Genomic DNA, 22150 nt, shown 5'->3' on the forward strand with positions numbered 1-22150 from the left:
AGATATCTGCTGGGGAACAACTGATGACGGATAAAAAAACAACCCATACGGCGATCGACGAGCGCCGACGCGGGATTCTCAAGGTCGGCGCCGCATTGGCCGGAGTCGCTGCGTTCGGTGGTTCGTCCATGGTCTGGGCTTCTTCCAACGAAGCGCCTGCTATCGACAAAGACACACTGGTCATCGGCCTGGACAAAGGCTTCGTCAATCTCAATGGTGTCGTTGCCGGGACGGGGGATTCGGATCGTTACACGCTGCAGGTGTTCGATCGTCTGTTTGGTTTCGACGCCGCCGGGACTTTGCAGCCAAGCCTGGCTACCCGTTACGAAATCGCCGCAGACGGCCTGAGCTACACCTATCATTTGCGCCCCAGCGTGAAGTTTCACCACGGCGGCACGGTCAGTGCCGACGACGTCAAATTCACCATGGAGTTCGCGCTGGACCCGGCCAACAAGAGTGCTCGTCGAGCGTTTTTCGCGCCCTACGTCGAGGCCGTCGATGTGCTCGACGCCACCACCGTGCGGTTTCGTCTGAGCAAGCCAGACGGGGCCTTCCATAACAAGTTGGCTGGCTATCTACCGATCATTCCGCGCAACTACGGCTCGGATGTGCCCGCGCTGGAGTTTTTCGCCCGCAGCCCGATCGCGGCGGGGGCGTACAAGGTGGTTTCACTGAGCGCCGATGGCAACCTGCTGGAACTCGAACGCTTTGACGGCTACTGGGGGCCAAAGCCTGCCATCAAACGCATCATTTTCCGCGCGATCAAGGACGCCAGTAACCGCGTCAACGCGTTGCTCGCCGGGGAAATCGATCTGGTGGTGGGCGTTCCCGCACAGGATTTTTCCCGCCTCAATGGCGCTGGCAATTTCTCGGCTGTTTCCAACCCCGTGGCGGCGCCGTTGATGGTGCGGCCTTACACCACAGATCCGCAATTGCCACTGTCGAAGGTCGAAGTTCGGCAGGCGCTGAACTATGCGCTGGATAAAAACGCCATCATCAAGACCGTGCTGCAGGGCATTGGTGAGCCACTGGCCAGTGGCATTTCGCGTTATTACCCTTATGGTTTCGACTCCTCGTTGCAACCTTACCCTTACGACCCCGCCAAGGCGCGTGAGCTGCTGGCCGCTGCCGGCTTCTCCAAAGGATTCACTACCAAATTGCTGATCTCCAGCGACAACCCCAAGGAAATCGCCGAAGCCGTGGCGGCCTACTGGTCGCAGGTTGGGGTGATCGCGCAAATCCAGGTCGTGGATTACGCGACCTGGACGATCTGGAACGACACCCGCCGCACCACACCCATGACCGTGCAGCAAGTGGCCAACGCCATCTATGACCCTTCGCATCCAGTGGGCGGGCTGTTCGTCAAGTCCGGCGCCTGGTCCGATTACAGCCATCCAGAAGTCGAGTTGCTGTTCACCGAGGCCGCGCACACGAGCGATCCGGCAGGACGCGGTGACATCTTTCGGCGCATCAGCCGAATCCTCCACGACGACGCCGCAGCGATTTTCATTTCGGAGATCCACCGCGTCTACGGCCGCAAGAAAAACCTGGAATGGGTGCCGACATCGGGTACGGCCGCATTGCGTTTCCACGAAGCGCGATGGGTGTAAAGAGCAAGGCAATGCGGGTCGCTACGAAAACGTTCCTCGCCAAAGAGGCGCAGCGGCGCAGGTCAGCATTGCCTTTTCATGGGAGATCGGACTGCCACCGGCAGCCGGTCATGACTTCTCGATTATGACTTCTACGGCATTCGAATGAACAATCTGGACCTACTGCAACAACGCTTCGTTGATGACTTGCGCCTCCTGGGACAAACGCCTGAAAACTGGATTCCTCAACAGACAGGAGCCGATCATGACGTGGTTGTCGTCGGGGGTGGGCAGAGCGGGGTAACCACGGCTTTCGCCTTGGCTCGCGCCGGCGTGACCCGCACCAGCGTGATCGAAAGCCGCCAGCCTGCCGCCACTGGTAGCTGGCGTGCCAAGGCGCGGATGCGCAACTTGCGCACCGCCAAAAACAGCGCCGGCCCTGACCTGGATATCCCGTCGCTGACCTTCCGCGCCTGGTATGAGTCGCGTCTGGGACGAGCTGCCTACGATGAACTGCCGCGCATACCTACCGCTGAATGGGTCGACTACCTGGAGTGGCTGCGCATCCAGACCGGCGTGCAGGTGCGCTTTGGTGTCGAACTGGTACGCATCGAACCTCATGAGGGCATTCTTCGGCTGCACCTGCGCAGCGACGGCAAGACCTCCATCGAGACCACCCGCAAGATCGTACTGGCGACCGGAATTGTCGGCATCGGCGAGCCCCACATTCCCGCCCATATCGTGCAGTCGCTACCTGCACACGCTTACGCACACACCGACGCCGTCATCGATTTCGATGCGCTGGCGGGCCGGACAGTGGCCGTGATCGGCGCCGGGTCAGCTGCCTTCGACGCGGCCTCGACGGCGCTGGAAGCGGGCGCTGCGCACGTGCATTTGTATTGCCGTCACCCACGCCTGGCGGCGTCTTCGAACATGGGCACGCTCAAATATCCGGCGGCCCAGGAAAACTTTTCCAATCTGCCGGATCCGCTGCGCTGGAAACTGGCCTGGCATTTTCGTGAGCGTTCGCCGGGGCCGACCGCGGAAGTGGTGGCGCGTGCGACGCGCTTCGACAACTTCACCTTGCATCTGGATGCGTCGGATCTGGCGGTCAGTTTCGACGGCCAGCGGGTCAGGCTCGACAGTCGCGGTAACCAGGCCCATGCCGATCTGTTGGTAGCGGGTACCGGTTATCACTGTGATCTGTCGCTGCGCCCTGAGCTCAATGCCGTGGCCGCGGACATCGCTTTGTGGCGTGACCGTTACGCGATTCCTGAAGCCGAACAGCAGCGCCCTAACGCCACGTACCCCTACCTTGGGCCGGGTTATCAGTTCCAGCAACGTCAACCCGGCCAGGCGCCGTGGATCGAAAATATCTACTGCTTCAACTTCGCCGCCATCACCAGTTTCGGTCGGCACGTGGGCGACGTCGGCAGCATCCGGTTTGGCGTTCCACGCCTGGTCAAGCATCTGGTGAAAGACTTTTTCCTCAACGACGTCGATCACCATATCGAGCGTCTGCTTGCTGAAGTGCCCGAAGAACTGCGTTTCGATGAATACGCTCACGCCATCCAGAACAGCGCTGCAACGCCAGCGCGTTAATGGCCCGATAGCCCTATAGAGAGATTGATCATGACTCTGTCCGCCGTTACTCAAATACTGGATGTTCGCCCACTGACCGTTCGCACGGGTGCTGAAATCCATGGGACGCATCTGTCGGCCGATCTGCCCGAAAGCACCCTCGTGGCGATCCGTCAGGCGTTGTTAAAATATAAAGTGATTTTTTTCCGGGGTCAGTCGCACCTGGATGAAGCCGCCCACGAAGCCTTCGCCGCCCGGCTCGGTCCGTTGCAGCCGCATCCGGCCCGTGCGTCGCTGGAGGGCACGCGGGCAACACTGAATCTGGACAGTCGCGATACGCGCTCCAGTACCTGGCACACCGACCTGACCTTTCTGAATGCGTTTCCGGCGCTGTCTGTTTTGCGTGGCGTCGAAATCCCGGAGCTGGGTGGCGATACACTTTGGTCCAATACCGACTCGGCGTACGCGTATCTGCCGGCAGCGCTCAAGGCATTTGTCGATCAGCTGTGGGCCGTGCACAGCAACGTCTATGACAGCGATGCACTGGTGCCCGCAGGGTCGAGCACCGCAGTGGCGTTTCATGCCGAGCTGTCAAAAAAACGTGTGATCGAGACCGAGCACCCCGTAGTGCACGTGCATCCTGAAACCGGTGAACGAGCGCTTTTGTTGGGGCACTTCGTTAAGCGACTGGTGGGTTTCAATAGCGCCGATTCGGCTCGGCTGCTGGCCATCCTTCATGACCATGCCATCGCCCACGAGAACATCGTGCGCTGGCGTTGGCAGCAGGGCGATGTTGCGATCTGGGATAACCGCGCGACCTTGCACAAAGCCGTCGATGACTACAACGATGCCCAGCGAGTGGTGCGTCGGGTGACGGTCAGCGGGACTTTCGCCACCGCTGTCGATGGGCGAACTAGCGTTACCCGACTGTCCGCCGAAAGCACGGGGGCGGCATGAACTTCTCATTGAGCGCCGAACAGGCACGCGTGCAGAACCTGTCCCGAGAGCTGGCGCGAGAAGCATTTTCCGGGCGTGCCGCCGGTTATGATTTTGAAGCTCAGGTTCCTGCCGACAACCTTGCGGACCTGCGCAGCTACGGCCTGCTTGGGTTGGTGATCGGTCGTGATGTAGGCGGGGCTGGCGGTGGTATCCAGGGCGAAGACCCGTTGGCCTATCTGCTGGCGCTGGAACAGATTGCCCAGGTGTGCCTGGCGACCAGTCACTGCTTGCAAGTGCATTGCCACGCGGCGCACTACATCGACCAGACCGGCACTCAGGCGCAACGCGAGCGGATTCTGGGCAACGTGATTGCCAATGGCGCGCTGATGACCACCCTTGGCAGCGAACCGGGGCGCACTGCACGTGGTGCGCGTAACCAAACCACGGCCCTGTCGACAAACGTCGGCTGGCAACTGGACGGTGTGAAGAATTACGCCACTCTGGCCAGCGCATCCAAATACCTGCTGGTGCTGGCTGATTGCGAAAGCGAGGTCGGGCAGGTGATAACCGGCCCCGCTGGCGAGTCATTCGTGGCGGGTGAGCGTGTGGCCCTGGCAGTGGAAGTTGCGTCGCAGGGTGTCAGCTTCGTCGAAGGTTCGTGGGACCCGCTGGGCATGCGCGCGGCAGTCAGCCCGACAGTTACGTTCGAGCAGTGCAGCGTCCCGTGGGCAAATACCATCGGTGCTTCCAACACGCACTTTACCGGTCATTGGTCGGTCAAAGCCGACCTGGGCTTTGCGGCGCAATACATCGGTGCGGCTGAGGGAATCCTGCAGCGCGCCTTTTCCGCAATCAATCGTCGCGGTACTGCGGACGATGCGCACGCCCAGCGCCATCTAGGGCGTCTGCGCTTTGCCATCGATGGCGCTCGCGGCTTGCTGTATCGCGCTGCGTGGCTATGGACACAAAGTGATGAAGTGGCCGCTGCGCAAGCGTCTCTGGGCGCCAAGCATCAAGCCATCGACGTCGCTCAACAGTTGCTGGACGTCGTGGTGCAGATTGTCGGCCCGAGTCATTTCGGCGCCGCCTCGGACCTCGCCCGCCAGTATCGCGATTTGCGCTTTCTGACCATGCGCGAACACCTGGATCGCACGGCGGCACAAGTCGGCAAGGAACTATTGCAGACCCCGACAAAGGGAGCATCGCAGGCTGCCCTTAAAGTCTTGGAACATGGTGCCTGATCATGAGCGAACGTATGACTTCACCCTCCGCGGCACCCGCGCCTGAAGGCATGTCCGCCGAGGAGTGGTCGGCACGCCTGGACCTGGCAGCGGCCTATCGACTCGGCGCGCAAATGGGCTGGAGCGATTTGCTGGGCACGCACTTTTCGGTACGGATACCCGGTACGCAGGACGATTATCTGGTCAATCCCTACGGCCTGTTTTTCGAGGAAATCACCGCGTCATCGTTGATTCGGATCAATACCCACGGCGAAGTAACCGGGCAGTCCGAATATGGGGTCAACCGCGCTGCGGATGTAATTCATGGCGGGCTATACGCTGCGCAGCCGAAGGCGAAGGCGGCCATTCACCTGCATTCCGTCGCTGGTACGGGTGTCGCCAGCCAGCATGACGGGCTGCTGCCGGTGTCTCAGAGCGCTTTGATGATCATGAGTCGGGTGCGCTACTACGACTACACCGGGGCGAAACTGGACCGCGAGGAATGTGCGCGCATGGCGCAGACCCTCGGTGACGGTCAAATACTGATGCTGCGCAACCACGGCACGCTGACGGTGGGCGCAAGCCTGGGCGAGGCCTTTGCGTTGATGGTGCGTCTGGAGCGCGCGTGTGCGATTCAGTTGGCAGCTCAGGCCGGTGGGAAGGTTCGGGTCATCGACCCTGTGTTCGTCGAGGAAAGCATTCGCTTCGGCGGCTCGATTTATTCTGAGCAGAGTTGGTCGCCACAGGCCCGTGTCGAATGGGCAGCGTTTCGACGCAAGATCGATCGGGAGGATCCCGGTTATGCCGTCTGAACGGGTTGACGCCCTGGTGTTGATCGATTTGCCAGAGCCGTTGCGCGCGACGGTCCTGAGTGCCGTTGACGCTCGATTTGACGTTTCGGCTCAGGCGCTAACTCGCAGCGCTGAAAATGCCACGGTGCGGGTAGTGCTGACCAACGGTGCGCGTGGGCTTGACGCCGTGGATATCGAAGCGCTGCCGGCGCTGGAGCTGATTTGCAGTATCGGAGTGGGCCACGAGAACATCGACGTTGCCTACGCCCGCAGCAAAAACATCACCGTGACCAACGGCGCCGGAGTGAACGCCGATATCGTTGCCGACCACGCCATGGCGTTGTTACTGGCGGTGGTTCGCAGCATTCCGTCGATGGACCGCGCCGCACGCGCCGAGACCAGCCTTCTGCATTTACGTGTCGACCCGGGGTTGCACGGCAAGCGCCTGGGATTGTTGGGAGGTGGCCATATCTCGGAAAAAATCGCGAAGCGTGTGTCGGGCTTCGACATGCAGGTCGGTTACCACGCGCGCAGTGATCGGGGGCAACTGGCGCACCCTTACTTTGCCACTCTGCAAGCGTTGGCTCAGTGGTGTGATGTGCTCGTCATCGCTGTGCCGGGTGGTCCTCAAACGCTGCATATGGTTGATCGGGATATCCTGCGCGCCCTCGGTCCCACAGGTTATCTGGTGAATGTCGGGCGCGGGAGTGTCGTGGACACTGCGGCGCTGGCCGATGCACTGGAGGATCGAGCTATCGCCGGCGCCGCGCTGGATGTTTATGAAAGCGAACCCTTTGCGCCAACGGTCTTGTTGGATTTCGACAACGTCGTGCTGAGTCCTCACATTGGTGGACGTTCCGTGCAGGCGGCGGCTGCGCAAATAAACGTGTTCTTGAACAATGTTGAACGGCTGACAAATCAGCAAGCTTTTATCAATGTATTGCAATGATCATTAGTTAATAAAGCCAGAATTTAAAAGTCTCGAATTTTGATTCACACCCTTTCGCCAGCGGACTACCGCAACGAGCCCACGTGGGGCCTGGTTCTGTTCTGACAGCGCTATGAGTTGTCATTGACGCGAGCCCCTGCATAAAAATCAGGCACACAGAAGTGTCTGTCATGGAGCATCGAGCATGTACAAAAGACCCTTGGCACTGGCCATGGCGGTAGGTTCTGTCACCCAGTCAGCTGGCGCCGCAGGTTTTATCGACGACAGCCAGTTGTTGTTGAGCCTGCGCAATAATTATTTCACCACCGACAACCGTGAAAGTCGCGACAAGATCGGTAACGCTGCTTATACCGGGCAAAACAAAGAGTGGGGGCAGGGTTTCGTACTCAATTATTTGTCCGGTTATACACCGGGCACGGTCGGCTTCGGCGTTGATGCGTTAGGCACGCTGGGTATCAAACTCGATGGTGGCGGTAGGGCCGGGAAGGCAGGCGTTACCCGCACGCCGGGGCAACTATTTCCGTTGGAGTCGGACAACAGTGCAGTTGATGAATACAGTCGCGTGGGGCTGACCGGGAAAGTGCGTTACTCAAAAACCGAACTTCGCGTTGGCACTTTGCAGACCAAACTCCCGATACTGCTTTCCAATGATGGTCGCCTGTTACCGCAAACTTATGAGGGTTACCAGATTACCTCCAAGGACATTGATAATCTGACGTTGGTAGGCGGCTTGATCGAACATGCGGTCGGCCGTTCCTCCACCAATGACACTGGCCTGGCCGTCAGCGGTGGTACCCAGCAAAGTAACAAGTTTACCTACGCCGGCGGGGACTGGTCGGTGACCAAACAGCTCACTGCGCAGTACTACTACGGCAAACTCGAGGACTATTACACTCAGCAATTTGGCGGACTTGTGCACGTATTGCCGATCGGCGACAACCAGTCACTGAAAACCGATCTGCGTTACTTCCGCACGGCGTCCGATGGTGCCAATGATTCGGCAGCAGGTCGTGCTGACGGTTACATTGGCAAAGGTTATGCCAGCACCCCAGGCAAGATCGATAGTCGGGTCTGGAGCGCCGCGTTCACTTACAGCATTGGCGCCAACGCGTTCATGCTCGGTCATCAACGCTTGTCCGGCGGCAGTGGTTTTTTCCAAGTCAGCCAGGATTCACTGCCCAACGAGGGCGCAGGTCCTGGAAGCTATTACTTGCTCACCGACCGGCAAATCAGCAGCTTCATCCGCGCTGGCGAACACACCAGCTTTGGTCAGTACACCTATGACTTCGCGGGCTTGGGCATTCCGGGTCTGAAAGCGGGAGTGATCTACCTCAAAGGTGACAATATCAGCACTGCCAGTGGTGGCAGCCAAAAAGAATGGGAGCGTGACACAAGCCTGGATTACGTCATTCAGAGCGGAGCGCTCAAGGGGCTGGGTTTCGCGGTTCGCCATGGATCGTTGCGCAGTGAAGCCACCAACAATCTCGATCAGACACGTCTGATCATGAATTACACGGTGGCGCTGTTTTAAAACGAGCGATGCAATCGAGCCAGAACATCTGGCTTGATTGCATCGTACCGACATGCCTTAAACGGTGGTTGCTAGGGCGTCGGACTGTAAGTGTTGTGGGCCGATTTCGGCGATGGTTCGAACACCGGCGTAAGCCATGCAGCGATCCAGTTCCTCGCGCAAGAGGGCCAGGCTGCGAGTTGCCCCGGCTTCGCCGCCAGCGGCAAGGCCGTACAGCGCGGCTCGTCCAATCAGCACAGCACTGGCACCAGAAGCCAGGGCCTTGAATATGTCACTGCCACGCATGAAACCGCTGTCTACCCAGATAGGCAGCCGACCGGCGACACGGCGGGCGACTTCCGGCAATAGCGCCAGCGGTGATGAAGCGCTGTCCAGATTACGTGCGCCATGGTTGGACAGCACAATTGCGTCCGCGCCTGTCTGCAGGGCGGCTAGCGCATCCTCGGTACAGCCGATACCTTTGATGACCAGCGGGCCGGACCAAAGGTCGCGAATTCGCTTTATCGCTGACCACTCAGCGCGCTCATCGCGTTTGATCGGGTCCATGCGCGGCATCTGCTCGTTGAGCAGGTATCGACCTATAACGCCCAACGTCCAGCGCGGATGGATCACTAAATCCAGCGCGTTGCGCCGGTTTACCTTGATAGGAAGATTGAAGCCGTTGCGCCAGTTGTACTCGCGGTTGGGCGATACCACGGTATCGACTGTCACGATCAATGCATCGAAATGCAGGTGCCGGGCGCGTTCGATCATGGCACGGTTGGACTCAGCATCGGGGGACAAGTACAGCTGCAGCCATAGCTGACCTCGGGCTTCACGGCGCACTACATCCAGCGGCGTGATCGAGGACATCGCCAGGCAGTACGGTATTCCCGTCACGTTAGCGGCACGGGCCAGTGCGGCTTCGCCGTGATACCAGAGCAGCCCGGCCGCGCCCGTGGGGGCCACTTGCCAGAGGCATTGCCTGAGCGGTTCCTAGCAGAGTCGTGGCTGTGCTGCGGCCTGCTACGTTGGTCAGGACTCGCGGCTTGATCTTGATACAAAACGTTGCGGTTGTGCTGTAGACCAATTTCATCCTCGCTGCCGCGGGCAATGAATTCATAGACGCCCTTGGGCAGACGTTTTTGTGCAAGTAGGCGTAGATCATCAATGTTCTGTGCCACAAGAAAAGATTTCATAGGGTTTACTTGGTCGGCCTGGGGAATTCATGAGTGTTGGAAGGTCCGTTGACCGAGAATGATGACGAACACTGGCGCCAGCAAAAAAAACACTGTCTGCAGATCAAGGTAATCGCCGACGATTCCGCCTAGAGCGCTGCCTAGCAGGCCGCCCAGGGGAAATAGGAAAATGGTCACTCCCGATACTCGGCCAGGACCATGCCGCGCGCCGCACCGGGCCAGGCCGCTCAGACTGATCACTTGAATCATGCCCATCCCTGCACCCAGCAAGGGTGCTGCGAGCCGCATGATCTGGATTGAGTCAGCCAGGCCGAGGGCCAGCAATGCGCTCGCGCTAAGGACACACCCCAGGCGTCTAAGTACGCTTTCGCCAAAACGCTGGGCCAGCCGCCCGGCGAACAGCAGCGCCGCGACGTAGCAAACGCCATTGAGCGTGATCAGCGAGGTCGCAGCCGCCAGCTCTACGTGGAATCGTTTGATCGCGATAATCGCAATGAAGAACGTGAAGAATTGATTGGTCGCCTGCAGGGCCAGTTCCCACGTGCAGTTGCGCCGTAGTTGGGGGTCGCTGCGCAGCACACTCAACTGTTGCTTCAAAGCCTGCAGGCTCAGGGGTGGTGCTTCGCTGGACGGTTTGCGGTAGGTACGGGTAACCGGCGAAAGAAACACCAGTAGCAGGGTGAAACACCCGCCGATGAGCAGATAGCTGTACGGGTAGCCGAAATGTCCGATCATCGCGGCCGCCGCCAGGGGGGCCAATAATACCTGGCCACCCATGTAACAGCCGCGGAACCAGCCCGCCTTGGTCACTCCCACCTGGCTGATCTTCTGCATGAACAGGGCAGAGAGGGCCACGCTGCGCAACGGCATCAGGCAACTGACCAGGCTCACCACCACCGCCAGGGTCGCGACGTTGGACGCCTGGGACAGCAGCAGGTACAGACCGCCCACCGTTATACTGCCGATGATCAGCAGTCTTTTCGGACCAAACCGATCGACCATCAAGCCTGCGGGAAGTCCCATCAGCAACACACCGACACTCTGGCAGATTGCCAACAGTCCAATGGTGGCCGGTGTGCTGCCCAGGCTCATGGCAAACAAGGGTAAGGTAATGTTTGCCAGCCCCATGCTCAGGCCAGAAAGCAGATTCATGCCAACGAAAAAGGGCAGCGCGTCGTTAGCATTGCCCTCCATTCGTGTGCTCATGCCTGAGGCAATTGTGCAGGTGTTTTCAAGTCCCGGATGATCAATGCGCGATGGGGGTCGCGTGCCAGTTGTTCCAGCAGATCGACTTCCCAGTTCAAGTATTTTTTGACTGCGTCCAGCATGTCGCCGACGGTTTTCTGCGGCGGCGTCCAGACATCTATGTAGTGCTTCACGTCCTCCGGTCCTTCGATTACCGCAGCCTGCAACGCATGACCGGCGTTTTCCCAGCCTTGATTACCGTCTTGCAGCGCGCTCACACGTGGCAGCCATTGCGGATTCTCCGCCACCAGGTATTCGACGGCGATCCGCGCGAATGAGCCGTCCTCGGCGCTGATCACTACGGCGCGGCCAGGGTGCAAGGACTCAATATGAGCGACCAATTGACTGCGCAATAGCCACTGGCTGCCTGGAATGTGGGCCTGTCGATAGGCCGGGCTTGCCGATAGATCCAGCACCAATGGGCGAGCCTCAGCATCAACGCAGGTCAAGAGACGCGCCAGATTGGATGCGTCGATCGTATGGGTTGCTGCCGATTTAGGCTGAACGATGGTGGGCTGCCAAGTGCCCTGCTGTAGCGCGCCGGGCAGTGTTGGCTGCTGGATGATTGCCAGTTCGAACCCTCCCAGTTGCGCCAGCCAATAAGCGGTCTGCCGAGCCCGGATCAACGAGCCGTCATCGATCAGGATGATCCGCGCACCCCAGACGGGCGCATGCATGTCTATGGCTTGCACCAATTGGCCGCCTGAAACATGACGCGCAAGTGGATGATGACCCGCCTCGAATGCATCGCCGGGACGCAAATCGAACACGTACAGCGTACGACTGGTGTCGTCCAGCCATTGGCTGAACTGTGCGGACGACAGTTCGTCCGCTTTGACCGCATCGCTCAGCTTTCTTGCGGCCAATTGCGCCCAGGCCAATGTCGCCGGGCTTGCCTCGGGATGAGCACGCGTGGCGCCGTATTCCAGGTCAATGCCGTCCAGGCGTAAACCGCCGGTGCCGTTGCGCAATGAAAATACTGGATTGGGCAGGCCCGCACTGATCAAGGACTGAGCGCCGACAATGCTGCGAGTGCGTCCGCCGCAGCTCACGACAATAGTTGTAGTCGGGTCAGGTATCACATCGAGCACAACCCGAATCAACTCTGCGCCCGGAACCGACAGCGCATCAGGGACGGTGCTGTGGTGATACTCATCGTACGGGCGGCTGTCCAGCACAACGATGTCCTCACCGTTGGTGCGCCTTGTGAACAACTCCGTGGCCGAGATGGCAGGCGTCGAAAACTCGTGCTCTATCAGTTCGGCGAATGCTTTGCTGCGCACGTTGAAGCCACTGTACAGCGCCAGACCGTCCCGTTCCCACTGCTCGACGCCGCCATCGAGAATCGCCAGGTCGGTATAGCCCAGCAGCTGCAGGCGCTGTGCGGCTTGTGCCGTTAGCTCGCCTTGCCGGTCAATGATTACCATCGGCACATCCTTGCGCGGAAACTGTGTCGCAACGTTCAGTTCCAGCCGTGGCAGTGGAACGTTGGCGCTCAGGAGAATCAGCCCTTCGCTGTAGGCCTTTTGCTCGCGCACATCAATGATCGCCACTTCGCTGCGCAGCGCTATTGCGGCCTCTACCAATCGGGCCAGCGCGGCGCTGTCAATACGGCTTACAGCGAGGGGTGTATCGACTATCGAATTTCCAGCAAGAAAAGACATGGCTCGGGCTCGTATTTTCCAAAGGTAAGGTCGCGCATCGGGACTGATCCTCCTTCATGTCAGCCCGGCTGATAACCAACAATCAATGTTCTGAGCATAAACAAAATATAGTTTTAAGGCAGGGATATTGTTCGATGTTTGTATTGGTGTAATCCGTATTACATAGGTCAATACTGCGGTTTACGTAGGGTATGGCGTGACATTTGTTCTGTCTAGCGCTATGTGTCTGCGGATTTAAAAAAGTATTTTGTACTGAACATATTTCCGTTTGGTTATTGGGCAATAAATATTTGGTATTTGGCGGGGTATTGCGCTACTCCCTATAGTGCTCGCCGCTGGGAAGCTTATTGAAAGTCTCGACGACGAGATGCCTTATCTAAGCCATCTGAGGTTTTCGAGGTGGCTCTCGTTGACATACTTCAGGTAGGCGTTGCCCAGCGTTTGTCTGGGTAGCCGGATTACCTGCTCGTGTCGTCCCTTACGACCTGACAGCCTTCCAACGGCTCTACGATGAAAGCCTTTCGACATCCCGGCGTGCAGCGGCTGCCCTCGGCCCTTGTTACGACGGAGTAAGCCCTTTAGTTTCCTCTTCAAGCAGAATTTTGCGTCAAGCCGGAGTGACTGCTACGGGCCGATTTCTGCCGGGCACGGCCGAAATAGACCCGAAACAAGCGCTCAGCGATGGCTACAAAACTATGAATCTGACCTATGGAGTCTGCAGGGATGCAGTGGCGTCGCTTGCCGGAAACCTCATCATCTGGGAGGGTTGATATTCGTAGGTCGAGGACAACACTTCGCTGAGTCGATCACCCAACAAGTTCCAAGCGCGTTTTTTCTCCTCGGCATAATCATGATGCAGGTAGTGGCGTCTCACCCGGGAGCCGGCCAGTACATGATTTTGACAGCGATCGATCACATCCAGGCTGACCCCCAAGGCCTGCATCAGGGTCGCGCCTGTGCGGCGCAGGTCATGCGGCGTCCAGTCACCGTTCTGGCCGTCGGCAAGCACCAGCGTATCGTCATGGCGACGTCGTGAAAGGGCTTTGCGGTTTTTGAATCGGGCCTGGCGGTCACCCACCTGCTTGCTCACCACTTTCACGTCCACATGCCCATCCTTCTGCTTGTTCGGAAAGCACCATTGGCCATGTCCAGTCAGCGTTTTCAAATCCTGAAAGAAGTGCAGGGCAACGGGTGAGAGGAAAACATGATGGTCTTGTTTCTTGCGCCGGCTGCCTTTGACGTTCCCGCTCGGGATGAACCAGGTATGGTTCTCCAGATCGACATTCTTCCATTCGGCCTGAAGCAGTTCGCCGATCTGGCATAACGTTCCCAAACAGATCCAAAGCGCAGGTTGGGCCTCTGGTTTCACGCTATAAAGCACATACCGCTGATGTGGTCGGTCCAGACTCTTGGATTACACTGGATTAAAGTGCGCGCGGATGGTTCAGATGGCTTGCGGTTCTCGATACGCTCGGGCATTGCATCAAGATGATCCGGTCCGCAGATTGCCAGCTGCACATTAGAAGTACATAATCAAGTCCATCAGCGACACGCTAAACTATGGAAACCTCAAGCTTTCAATGATTTAGAGGATGAGTTATGATCCCGTCCGCTGCGCCATATTCGGTAACCTGGAACACTGAACGCCAGGTCACCACAGAAAGCCCGCTTAATGCGGGTTTTTTGCTGTCTGGGGTTTGGCTTTCGTGCCCCCGTTCCCCGTAGGAGCGAGCTTTCTCGCGATGGCCGTCAACGATAACGCGTACTTGCTGGAAAAAACGCGACATTCTCGGGTCCAGCGAGAGCAAGCTCGCTCCTACAGCGACCGCATTCGCTTGACTGATCGGCATAAACCTATGGATCGCTTTTTTCGTTTCCGAGGGTTTACTGCTCCGCGTTGCGGGCGTGGCGGTAATCGCTGACAGCTTCGTAAACGGCTTTGCGCAACCGATTGATGCCGCCGATAGGGCGATGCACCTCAAGGCCAAACCACGGGTTGAACGACTGGTCGTCGCATTGCAGGTTCAATGCGGGCGTATCGAAGTCCTGGGCCGGCACCTTGATTCGCGCCACGGTCTGGAAGGGCGAGTCGTGTTCACTCCACTCAATGCTGGTGTCTTCAATCGGCATGTACTTGTTTGCGTCCTGGCGCTGGATCTGCAGGACGAAACAGGCGGGCATCCGATCGGTCGACAGTTGTTGATTCAGCGCATTGCGCAGGAAGTTGGGCAGTTTCTGGTTTTGCGCCGGCAGCTCATAGCGTGGGCAGCTTTCCAAGTCAGGCATCACGCGAAACTTGGCATTGGCCTCACCGAATTTGTAGGGCGAGACCGAAAAATAAGTGGTCTGAGTCGGGCTTTGCGGGGCAGGGGACAGCGTCGCCAGCGCAATAAACAGGTGACGAAACTGCCAGTTACGCGGATCCCCGCCTGGAAAAAAGGCCATTAACTGTTTGCCATCCGCCTGGGCGGCGATGTTCTGGCGGTATTCAGCAACGTCGCTGACGAAAAAATTCGGATGGCTAAACATCACAAAGTCCTGTTCGCCTCTTTGTTGCCGATCGCCCAGCAGTTGTTTGCCCGGTACATCAAGCAGCTTGATCGCCATGCCCCGCGCATCGCGAATGCTGTCGAACTGCGGATAAGCATTACCGTTGGACAGACGCATCGTCGCTTGCCAGGTTTTGCCGGGTTCGCTGAACACCCCCTGACGCAAATCACTCGCCAGTTCTGGCAGCACCTGGACTTCGGCTTGCACGCAGCCGTGGGCCTTGGCATGGGCATCGCGCAGATAGCGAGTGCTTTCGCGGTGCTGGTCGACGATGCGCACAGCGGTCTGAATGATGTCCTGGGTCATTGCAGCTTCACCGTCCGGAATCAGCTCTTGCGTCGATACCGGCCCGCGGTATTGCCAGGCAAACCACGCCGTGGCCAGCGCCCAGCCGAGCAGACCGAGGGCCAGCAACCAAAGCAACGTTTTGCCCAGAAGAACGCCCAGGCGCAGCCAGAGGGTTTTCAGCATGCGGAAATCCTTTTGCAAAGGGCGAGGGTCATGGCAAATGCGACTCCAGCGGGCCGCCCAACACGTTCAAATACTCCAGCAGTGCCCAGCGCTCTTGCGGTTGCAGCAAGCGACCAATAACGCCGTTGCCAAGCTTGCCGGCACGGAATTCGTGGCCGCTGTTGTGGTTGCCGGTCGTCCGCGTATCGAACAAAAAACCATTGGTAAAGGCTTCGGTACGATAGCCCAGGTGCCTCGGGTCGTATTCGAAGGTGCCTTTGTAGAAGGTGGTCGAGCGTTCATCCTGAGGCGAGAGTAATTGATAAAGACTTGGCACCGAACCATTGTGCAGAAAGGGTGCCGTCGCCCATACGCCCGCCAAGGGGCGCGCCTTGTAGGCACGCAATTCGCGGACGCCAATCGGCAAACCGAAGCCGTCCATGTCCGGCCGCTCGGCGGGAGTTACGCCAGTCTCGCGGTACGCTCGCTGGCTCACGAATGCCGTGACATAGGCCAGCCCTTTGGCCACGGACATTTGGCTCAGGTCGAGTGGCTCGGTCGGTTTGGGTTCAACGTCCAGTTGTTCCAGTTCCGCCTGGTTCCATTGCAGGGCCGTCAGGTCGAAGCGGTGGTCAGCGATATTGTTCGCCGCGCCGGGATCTGTACCGATGTAGTCCACCGGGAGCATTTTCAGGTGTTGCACATTACGCCCTTCGCCTTGGGTTGTGCGCGGTACATGGCAGCCGGCGCAATTTTCGTTGAACAACGCGCGTCCTTTTGCGGCCAAGGGCTTGTCGATCACCCCCAGCAGGTTTTCCGGCCAGGCAGGCGGTTCGAGTCGTTGCAGGGTTTCTTCGATGAGATGTAAATCGCGCACCCGCACGCTGGAGGGGTAACGATCGTCGCCCTTGAGAGGCTGGCCGTTGTTGTCGAAGAAGTTCAGCGTGGCGCCTACGCCCAAGGCTTCACCGATATTGCGGGCCATGGGTTGTTGCGCCGAGCCGTTCCACTGAACCCAATCGAACGTCCACATCTCCCACAACTGCGGATAGTCGACGGGAGCGTTGGCCACACGGTAATTGTCGGGGGAAATTGCGTCGCCGAAGCTGGCGTTGGCAATGCGCCCGAATGCGTCGGTACGTCCAGGCCCCTCTTCGGTTGGGTAGAGCCCGCGATGGCTATCGTTCCAGGCCACCTTTATAAAGCTGTCCAGCGAGGACTTGAATTCATTGCGCAGTTGCTGGCGACGGGCGTCGTAATCCTGGCCCAGCACCTGACGTGCGAAACGTTCGAATTTCCATGGGTTGTAGTAAGTCGAAACCAGACTTGCAACCAAGGCTTGTCCGAAACTTCCTCCTTGCAGTGTAGGAACGCTGGAAGGCAAAACATGCTGTGCTGATCCGCCGTCGATGCGTATGGCTTGACCTTTAAAACGCAGTTCTCCGGTGTGGCAGGCGGCGCAGGTAATGTCTAGAAACGTATCCGCACCCCGTGGATTCTGATGTCGGGCAAAGCCCACGGGAAGGTTGCCCGGGTTGTTCGGTGTGGTTTTCTGATTGGGGTCGATCAAAAATCCGAAACGCGCGAGGTACTCGGGAGAGGCGAATCGTTGTTGAGAGAAAGGCAGTTCGAGGGCAGTGAACCAGTCGTAGTGCAGGCCTTTGACCTGTGTGCCTTGCGGTGTGAAGTAGTAGGTATCACGGTCGGCATCGCTCCACTGTTCCAGGTAATGCACCTGCTGTGCGGGTGTCCAGAGCGGCAGTTTCGGGTTGGCGACGTAGTACAAAACCACGGCGAGGCCCAGGCCGAGCAACACTACAATAAGCATCAGCAAGCGGAATAAGAGGCGCAAGATGAACATCCTTGTCGATTTATTGTTCCGTTATGCCTCGGCGTCCGGCAAGCAGCAAGTGGCCATTACGCCAGATGTTGTGGGATAGGGAGTCTGTCTCTGTGAGAGCCAGATGACAGAAGTTTCATCCCCTACATCCTGCAATGCGTTAAAACACCTGAACTTATCGGAAATCTCCGGCTCTCATGCCGGTAGCCATTGGTCGTGGCCGCCTGATAAGCTCGCGGCTTTACTCGATTGCCCTTTAGGCGCATGAACAAGGAAATAGCATGAAACAGCATCGGTTGGCGGCGGCGGTGGCCCTGGTTAGCCTGGTACTTGCGGGTTGCGACTCGCAGACCAGCGTAGAGCTGAAAACCCCGGCGCAAAAAGCTTCCTACGGAATTGGCCTGAACATGGGCAAGAGCCTGGCTCAGGAAGGCATGGATGACCTGGATTCCAAAGCCGTGGCTCAGGGCATCGAAGATGCCGTCGGCAAGAAAGAACAGAAACTGAAAGACGAAGAACTGGTTGAAGCCTTCGCCGCGCTGCAAAAGCGTGCTGAAGAGCGTATGGCCAAGATGAGCGAAGAGTCGGCAGCTGCCGGCAAGAAATTCCTCGAAGAAAACGCCAAGAAAGCTGGCGTCGTGACCACCGCTTCGGGCTTGCAATACGAAGTGGAAAAGAAAGCCGATGGCGCTCAGCCTAAGCCGACTGACGTTGTCACCGTTCACTACACTGGCAAGCTGACCAATGGCACCGTTTTCGACAGCTCCGTCGAGCGCGGCAGCCCGATTGATTTGCCAGTTAGCGGCGTGATTCCAGGTTGGGTTGAAGGTCTGCAACTGATGCACGTTGGCGAGAAGTACAAACTGTACATTCCTAGCGAACTGGCTTACGGCGCGCAAAGCCCAAGCCCGGCAATCCCGGCCAACTCGGTGCTGGTATTCGACCTGGAACTGCTGGCGATCAAAGACCCAGCTAAAGAAGACGCCGCCAAGTAATCAGCGTCTGCTTTAAAAACAACGCCTCGCTTATGCGGGGCGTTGTTGCATCTGGCGTCCGGTGTGGCTAAACAAAGCGAACAGATGCTGTAGGCTGGAGTCATAGCCTTTGTAGGACCGGTGCTAACCGCGCCAGACCGCCAAGTCAATGAAATATTAGGTTTTTTTAGATGAGTAAAAAACGCCCGATCTAAGCTCAGCCCTTGTGTTACGGGGCTTTCAGCCGTGAAAAGCAGCTCTGTTCACAAGGTTATCCACAATTTGTGTGGATAACATTTGCGCGGGAGGAATGATGAAAACACCTTGGAATTTTGCTCGTTTCTTGCCACTGGCCGGACGCCTGCTCGCACGTGGACGTTTGCCCACGTTGCTGTTTGCGGTGGCCAGTAAAGGCGCTGCTCAAGGTAATCGACTGGGCAAACTCAAGGATGATCTACGCCTGTTGCAAGCGCTTTGTCTGGCGTACTGGCGCGGTGAATACCGTGCGATCAGCCCCAAGGCGTTGGTGTCGGTTGTGGCAGGTCTGATGTATTTCCTCAGCCCAGTCGATGCCATCCCAGACTTCATTCCGGTATTTGGCATGCTCGATGACATCGCCGTGCTGGCCTGGCTGATGAAAGTCCTCGACGATGAACTCAACGCCTTCCGGGCCTGGCGCAAACGCCAGTTGCCGGAGAAGCTCGCAGTGGTCGAGCGCCTGCCTGATAACCCTGAGCAACTTCAGCTTCAGGGACCGAAAAAAACCTGAGCTATTTCTGGATCATCCTTATATTCAAACCCCCCGCGACCGTGGCCGCTGTTAGGATTACACTTCTAGGGAAAAGTGCCGACTCGCTAAGTGTCGTTGTCCTACGGGGAAGTCATGGATATTCAGATAATCACACGCGAAGGCGAGCCCGAGTACGCGGTTCTGCCATGGGCTCAATATCAGGCTCTACTCAAAGCAGCAGGCATCAACGAAGCACCGTCGCGTCCGGCCGCAGCGCCTGTTGCGACAACCCAGGACCCGATTCTTCCAGGTCTTGATCAACTACGCAGTTTGCGCGAAGGGAAGGGCATCGCCATTGAGGCGCTCGCCCGCACGGTAGGCATCAGCCCGTCTTATCTGGCCATGATCGAAAGTGGCGAGCGTCTGCCCGACGCCGCGATTCGTCGCAGCCTGGCCTGGGAATTGACGGTGCCAGGGTGGAGGGATGAATCGTGAGCGTACGCATCAGTCGTCAACATTGGGACGGACTGTTGGGGGAGTTGGACCAGGCGCGTCGTCAGCGTCATCTCCTGACCTATCGAGCATTGCTGGAGCGTTTACAGCTTCCTACGCCAGCCATGCAAACCCTGACTGCCGCACTTGAGCATCTGGCGGCTCTGGACGCCAAAGCCGAGCAGCCATTGCGCAGTTCGCTGGTAATCAGCCAGGGTGCCAGTCGCCTGCCACGCACCGGTTTTTTTGAATGTGTCGAGCGCCTCGGGAGATTCTCCGGGCCGTCCGATGGCGTTGCCGCCGCGTCCTGGCATGCCTCGGAAGTGGTGCGGGTATTCGAATACGAGTACCCCGAGTCGGCGGAAGCCTGAGTGTTTTTGCGACTCAAGGCGCGGTCCAGTTACTGGCTGGCGCGTAGGCTGTTTCACTGGCAATGGTTTGTGCGCCAGCCGCGTGGCTGGAGCTGGCTCGAAGGCCAGTTCGCCCGCATGGCAAACCTAGGTGATGTCGATGCCCAGAGCTTCTACGGCCACATCCTGACTTTTCGTGGCGTGGGTTTGGGGGCTCGCGAAGAAGGTGTTCGCTTGCTACGTCTGGCGGCATTGGCCGGTGATGGCAAAGCCGCCTATCAAGTGGGCGTGATCAGCCTGGCCGGGACGCCAAGCAAGGCGCCGGACCGGGCTGAAGCTGCGCGGTTCTGGAGCATTGCTGCGAAGGCCGGACATCCATTGGCGCAGATCAAGTTGCAAGAGTTGGCATCCCGTCGTTCTGAATAATTTTTGATTTTCTGACAGATCAACGCGGCGTAAGGCGAGACTCCTACGCCGCGTTTTCGTTTTAGCGAAACGCCCTACAGCAACATCATCCTTACCTGACTTCTTTCCTCGCTAATCCCCCGCAAAGTCCCTCGCGCCATTTTTCCTGTGCGAGGGATTGCTCATGTTCGACCCGGTTTTTCAAGCGGCTTTTGACCTGTCGGTGGGTTGATGGATCACATCGCCCGCATTGAGCAGGAACTCGACAGCTTCCCAGACACGCTGAGTTTGTACCGCCAACAGCTCAAGCGCTGGTTCAGCCAGGCGGCCGATAAGGTCAGCCGCGCCACGGACATGCCATCGCTGATGGACATGGACCGGGTGATCAAACTGGGCAATACCAGCACCGTTGTCAGTAGCGGCGACGACGACTTCATCTCGACGGTTGCGCAGTGTCCGCAAGGCGGGATTCTGCAGATCGAGAGCAAGTTCGAGTCGGTGTATGACATTCCGCTGGGCAACATCCAGGTCGATGTGATTGCGCTGGATGGCGGCAGGTCGACGCCGGTCGACCTCGATGAAAACGGCAAGGGGCAGTTCAAGGGCGAGGCGGGCAAGTTCTATCGGGTGCGGGTGCAGAGCGAAGTTACGCCGCAGCAAGTTGATGAGCTTTTTTCCTCGTACGATGGCTTGAGCAATGAGCTGGAAAAGTGGCTGCGCAGTGAGTGGGCAGGGTTCAAGCCACAGTGGTCGCAGTCAACGTTAGCGGCGGCGGGCAACGGATTGTTGGCCGGCAGCTGGGCGGCGATCGAGGGGGTGTGGGACGGCATCAACCTGCTGTCGGACATCCTCAAGAATCCGGAAGCATTTGTTGATCGACTGGGCAGTAGCGCCGACCACCTGATTGATCTGGCAAAAAAATCGCCAGAGGTAATGGCCAAAATCCAGCTGTTGGCCAGTGACGAAGCTGCACTGTGTTTGCTGTTGCGCACAGCCAGTCTCTGGCTGGAAATGCTGCCGCCCAGCGCGATCGCCGGCAGCACCGCCGAAGCATTGTCGACGCAGGTGGTGGGGTTACTGATCGACATCCTGATCGCTATCGCCCTGACGTTTGCAACGATAGGGGGCGGCATTGCTTATTTGAAGATGCGCCTTGTGGGGCGCGCGGCTCAATTACTCAGCGCCGTGCTGCGTTTGGTCGACGCGATTTTCACGATCATCAACACCTTCATCGGCTACATCGACCGCTATAAAAAAGTGGCTGCGCGGGGCGTCGCGGCGGGTCTGAAAAAAGGTCGGATGCAGCTGCGTTGGAACGCTCGCAACAACACCACGCTGAAAAAAGACGAACACCACGACGACGCTGCAAAACAGGCCAAGAACCCCAACGGCGACAGCGCCGATACCTCAGATCGCACCGCCACCCATGGCTGCCCGGTGTCGATGGTCACCGGCGAAGAACTGCTGACCCTCACCGACGGCGTGCTCGACGGCTTGCTGCCCTTCGAGTTCACCCGCCTCTATCGCACCAGCGCCGTGGAACTCGACGGCGGCCTGGGGTTTGGCTGGAGCCATTCGCTGGCCCATCGCCTGGAGATCGACGGCGACCAAGTGATCTGGATCGATCACGAAAACCGTCGCACGCCGTTTCCACTGCCGAGCCGGGCGCGCC

Annotated in this window: 18 protein-coding genes and 1 pseudogene; 13 read left to right on the forward strand and 6 right to left on the reverse strand. The window is 58.3% G+C overall.

Annotated features, from left to right (window positions below; genetic code table 11):
- Positions 1 to 23 precede the first annotated feature (23 nt).
- From KUF73_RS26650 to KUF73_RS26680, 7 genes are all read left to right on the forward strand, one after another.
- A complete protein-coding gene (locus tag KUF73_RS26650) occupies positions 24 to 1610 on the forward strand; it encodes an ABC transporter substrate-binding protein (RefSeq protein WP_218440962.1) in 1587 nt (528 codons plus the stop codon).
- A 144-nt stretch (positions 1611 to 1754) separates the two neighbouring features.
- Positions 1755 to 3191, forward strand: a complete 1437-nt coding sequence (locus KUF73_RS26655) for an FAD-dependent oxidoreductase (RefSeq protein WP_218440963.1) — start codon at positions 1755 to 1757, stop codon at positions 3189 to 3191.
- Positions 3192 to 3221: 30 nt separating this feature from the next.
- Entirely contained in the window at positions 3222 to 4127 is a 906-nt protein-coding gene (locus KUF73_RS26660) for a TauD/TfdA family dioxygenase (RefSeq protein WP_218440964.1), read from the forward strand.
- On the forward strand, positions 4124 to 5350 hold the full coding sequence (locus tag KUF73_RS26665) for an acyl-CoA dehydrogenase family protein (RefSeq protein ID WP_218440965.1): 1227 nt from the start codon (positions 4124 to 4126) through the stop codon (positions 5348 to 5350). The genes KUF73_RS26660 and KUF73_RS26665 overlap by 4 nt, the downstream gene beginning before the upstream one ends.
- 14 nt (positions 5351 to 5364) lie before the next feature.
- Positions 5365 to 6141, forward strand: a complete 777-nt coding sequence (locus tag KUF73_RS26670; RefSeq protein ID WP_218440966.1) for a class II aldolase/adducin family protein — start codon at positions 5365 to 5367, stop codon at positions 6139 to 6141.
- Positions 6131 to 7069, forward strand: coding sequence for an NAD(P)-dependent oxidoreductase (locus tag KUF73_RS26675; protein ID WP_218440967.1), 939 nt, complete (start codon positions 6131 to 6133; stop codon positions 7067 to 7069). The genes KUF73_RS26670 and KUF73_RS26675 overlap by 11 nt, the downstream gene beginning before the upstream one ends.
- A 184-nt stretch (positions 7070 to 7253) precedes the next feature.
- A complete protein-coding gene (locus tag KUF73_RS26680; RefSeq protein ID WP_218440968.1) occupies positions 7254 to 8600 on the forward strand; it encodes an OprD family porin in 1347 nt (448 codons plus the stop codon).
- A 57-nt stretch (positions 8601 to 8657) separates the two neighbouring features.
- Here KUF73_RS26680 and KUF73_RS26685 read toward each other — a convergent pair whose 3' ends face one another.
- From KUF73_RS26685 to KUF73_RS26710, 6 genes and pseudogenes are all read right to left on the reverse strand, one after another.
- A complete protein-coding gene (locus tag KUF73_RS26685; RefSeq protein WP_218440969.1) occupies positions 8658 to 9548 on the reverse strand; it encodes an alpha-hydroxy acid oxidase in 891 nt (296 codons plus the stop codon).
- 257 nt (positions 9549 to 9805) lie between these two features.
- Entirely contained in the window at positions 9806 to 10972 is a 1167-nt protein-coding gene (locus KUF73_RS26690; protein WP_218440970.1) for an MFS transporter, read from the reverse strand.
- 8 nt (positions 10973 to 10980) lie between these two features.
- Positions 10981 to 12687, reverse strand: a complete 1707-nt coding sequence (locus tag KUF73_RS26695) for a rhodanese-like domain-containing protein (RefSeq protein ID WP_218440971.1) — start codon at positions 12685 to 12687, stop codon at positions 10981 to 10983.
- A 706-nt stretch (positions 12688 to 13393) separates the two neighbouring features.
- A pseudogene (locus tag KUF73_RS26700) lies at positions 13394 to 14056 on the reverse strand (site-specific integrase); the annotation flags it as partial.
- Between the two features lie 515 nt (positions 14057 to 14571).
- Positions 14572 to 15708: a catalase family protein gene (locus KUF73_RS26705; protein ID WP_218440972.1), complete on the reverse strand. Its 1137-nt coding sequence runs from the start codon at positions 15706 to 15708 to the stop codon at positions 14572 to 14574.
- A gap of 28 nt (positions 15709 to 15736) precedes the next feature.
- Positions 15737 to 17539 (reverse strand): di-heme-cytochrome C peroxidase, encoded by a 1803-nt coding sequence (locus KUF73_RS26710; RefSeq protein ID WP_218440973.1) that lies wholly within the window; start codon positions 17537 to 17539, stop codon positions 15737 to 15739.
- Between the two features lie 269 nt (positions 17540 to 17808).
- Here KUF73_RS26710 and KUF73_RS26715 point away from each other — a divergent pair, with 269 nt between their 5' ends.
- From KUF73_RS26715 to KUF73_RS26740, 6 genes are all read left to right on the forward strand, one after another.
- Complete coding sequence (locus KUF73_RS26715; RefSeq protein WP_008060887.1) at positions 17809 to 18522, forward strand: FKBP-type peptidyl-prolyl cis-trans isomerase; 714 nt, start codon at positions 17809 to 17811, stop codon at positions 18520 to 18522.
- A 292-nt stretch (positions 18523 to 18814) separates the two neighbouring features.
- A complete protein-coding gene (locus tag KUF73_RS26720; protein ID WP_218440974.1) occupies positions 18815 to 19270 on the forward strand; it encodes a YkvA family protein in 456 nt (151 codons plus the stop codon).
- A 114-nt stretch (positions 19271 to 19384) separates the two neighbouring features.
- Complete coding sequence (locus KUF73_RS26725) at positions 19385 to 19726, forward strand: helix-turn-helix transcriptional regulator (RefSeq protein WP_218440975.1); 342 nt, start codon at positions 19385 to 19387, stop codon at positions 19724 to 19726.
- Positions 19723 to 20094: a hypothetical protein gene (locus KUF73_RS26730; RefSeq protein ID WP_003223109.1), complete on the forward strand. Its 372-nt coding sequence runs from the start codon at positions 19723 to 19725 to the stop codon at positions 20092 to 20094. Before KUF73_RS26725 ends, KUF73_RS26730 begins: the two co-directional genes overlap by 4 nt.
- Positions 20095 to 20499 carry a sel1 repeat family protein gene (locus KUF73_RS26735; protein WP_218440976.1) on the forward strand — a complete coding sequence of 135 codons (405 nt, stop codon included), beginning with the start codon at positions 20095 to 20097 and terminating at the stop codon, positions 20497 to 20499. It abuts the gene before it with no gap.
- A 210-nt stretch (positions 20500 to 20709) separates the two neighbouring features.
- The coding region (locus KUF73_RS26740; protein WP_256345696.1) for a DUF6531 domain-containing protein at positions 20710 to 22150 on the forward strand (1441 nt) is incomplete at its 3' end.

Origin of the sequence: Pseudomonas sp. PD9R (assembly GCF_019200975.1) — a bacterium.
Lineage (GTDB): Bacteria > Pseudomonadota > Gammaproteobacteria > Pseudomonadales > Pseudomonadaceae > Aquipseudomonas.

Coding starts and splice junctions, on each gene's coding strand:
- KUF73_RS26680 (WP_218440968.1), top strand. CDS start 7,254: ATGTACAAAAGACCCTTGGCACTGGCCATGGCGGTAGGTTCTGTCACC.
- KUF73_RS26720 (WP_218440974.1), top strand. CDS start 18,815: ATGAAAACACCTTGGAATTTTGCTCGTTTCTTGCCACTGGCCGGACGC.
- KUF73_RS26705 (WP_218440972.1), bottom strand. CDS start 15,708: ATGCTGAAAACCCTCTGGCTGCGCCTGGGCGTTCTTCTGGGCAAAACG.
- KUF73_RS26715 (WP_008060887.1), top strand. CDS start 17,809: ATGAAACAGCATCGGTTGGCGGCGGCGGTGGCCCTGGTTAGCCTGGTA.
- KUF73_RS26665 (WP_218440965.1), top strand. CDS start 4,124: ATGAACTTCTCATTGAGCGCCGAACAGGCACGCGTGCAGAACCTGTCC.
- KUF73_RS26660 (WP_218440964.1), top strand. CDS start 3,222: ATGACTCTGTCCGCCGTTACTCAAATACTGGATGTTCGCCCACTGACC.
- KUF73_RS26655 (WP_218440963.1), top strand. CDS start 1,755: ATGAACAATCTGGACCTACTGCAACAACGCTTCGTTGATGACTTGCGC.
- KUF73_RS26695 (WP_218440971.1), bottom strand. CDS start 12,687: ATGTCTTTTCTTGCTGGAAATTCGATAGTCGATACACCCCTCGCTGTA.
- KUF73_RS26690 (WP_218440970.1), bottom strand. CDS start 10,972: ATGGAGGGCAATGCTAACGACGCGCTGCCCTTTTTCGTTGGCATGAAT.
- KUF73_RS26650 (WP_218440962.1), top strand. CDS start 24: ATGACGGATAAAAAAACAACCCATACGGCGATCGACGAGCGCCGACGC.
- KUF73_RS26675 (WP_218440967.1), top strand. CDS start 6,131: ATGCCGTCTGAACGGGTTGACGCCCTGGTGTTGATCGATTTGCCAGAG.
- KUF73_RS26725 (WP_218440975.1), top strand. CDS start 19,385: ATGGATATTCAGATAATCACACGCGAAGGCGAGCCCGAGTACGCGGTT.
- KUF73_RS26670 (WP_218440966.1), top strand. CDS start 5,365: ATGACTTCACCCTCCGCGGCACCCGCGCCTGAAGGCATGTCCGCCGAG.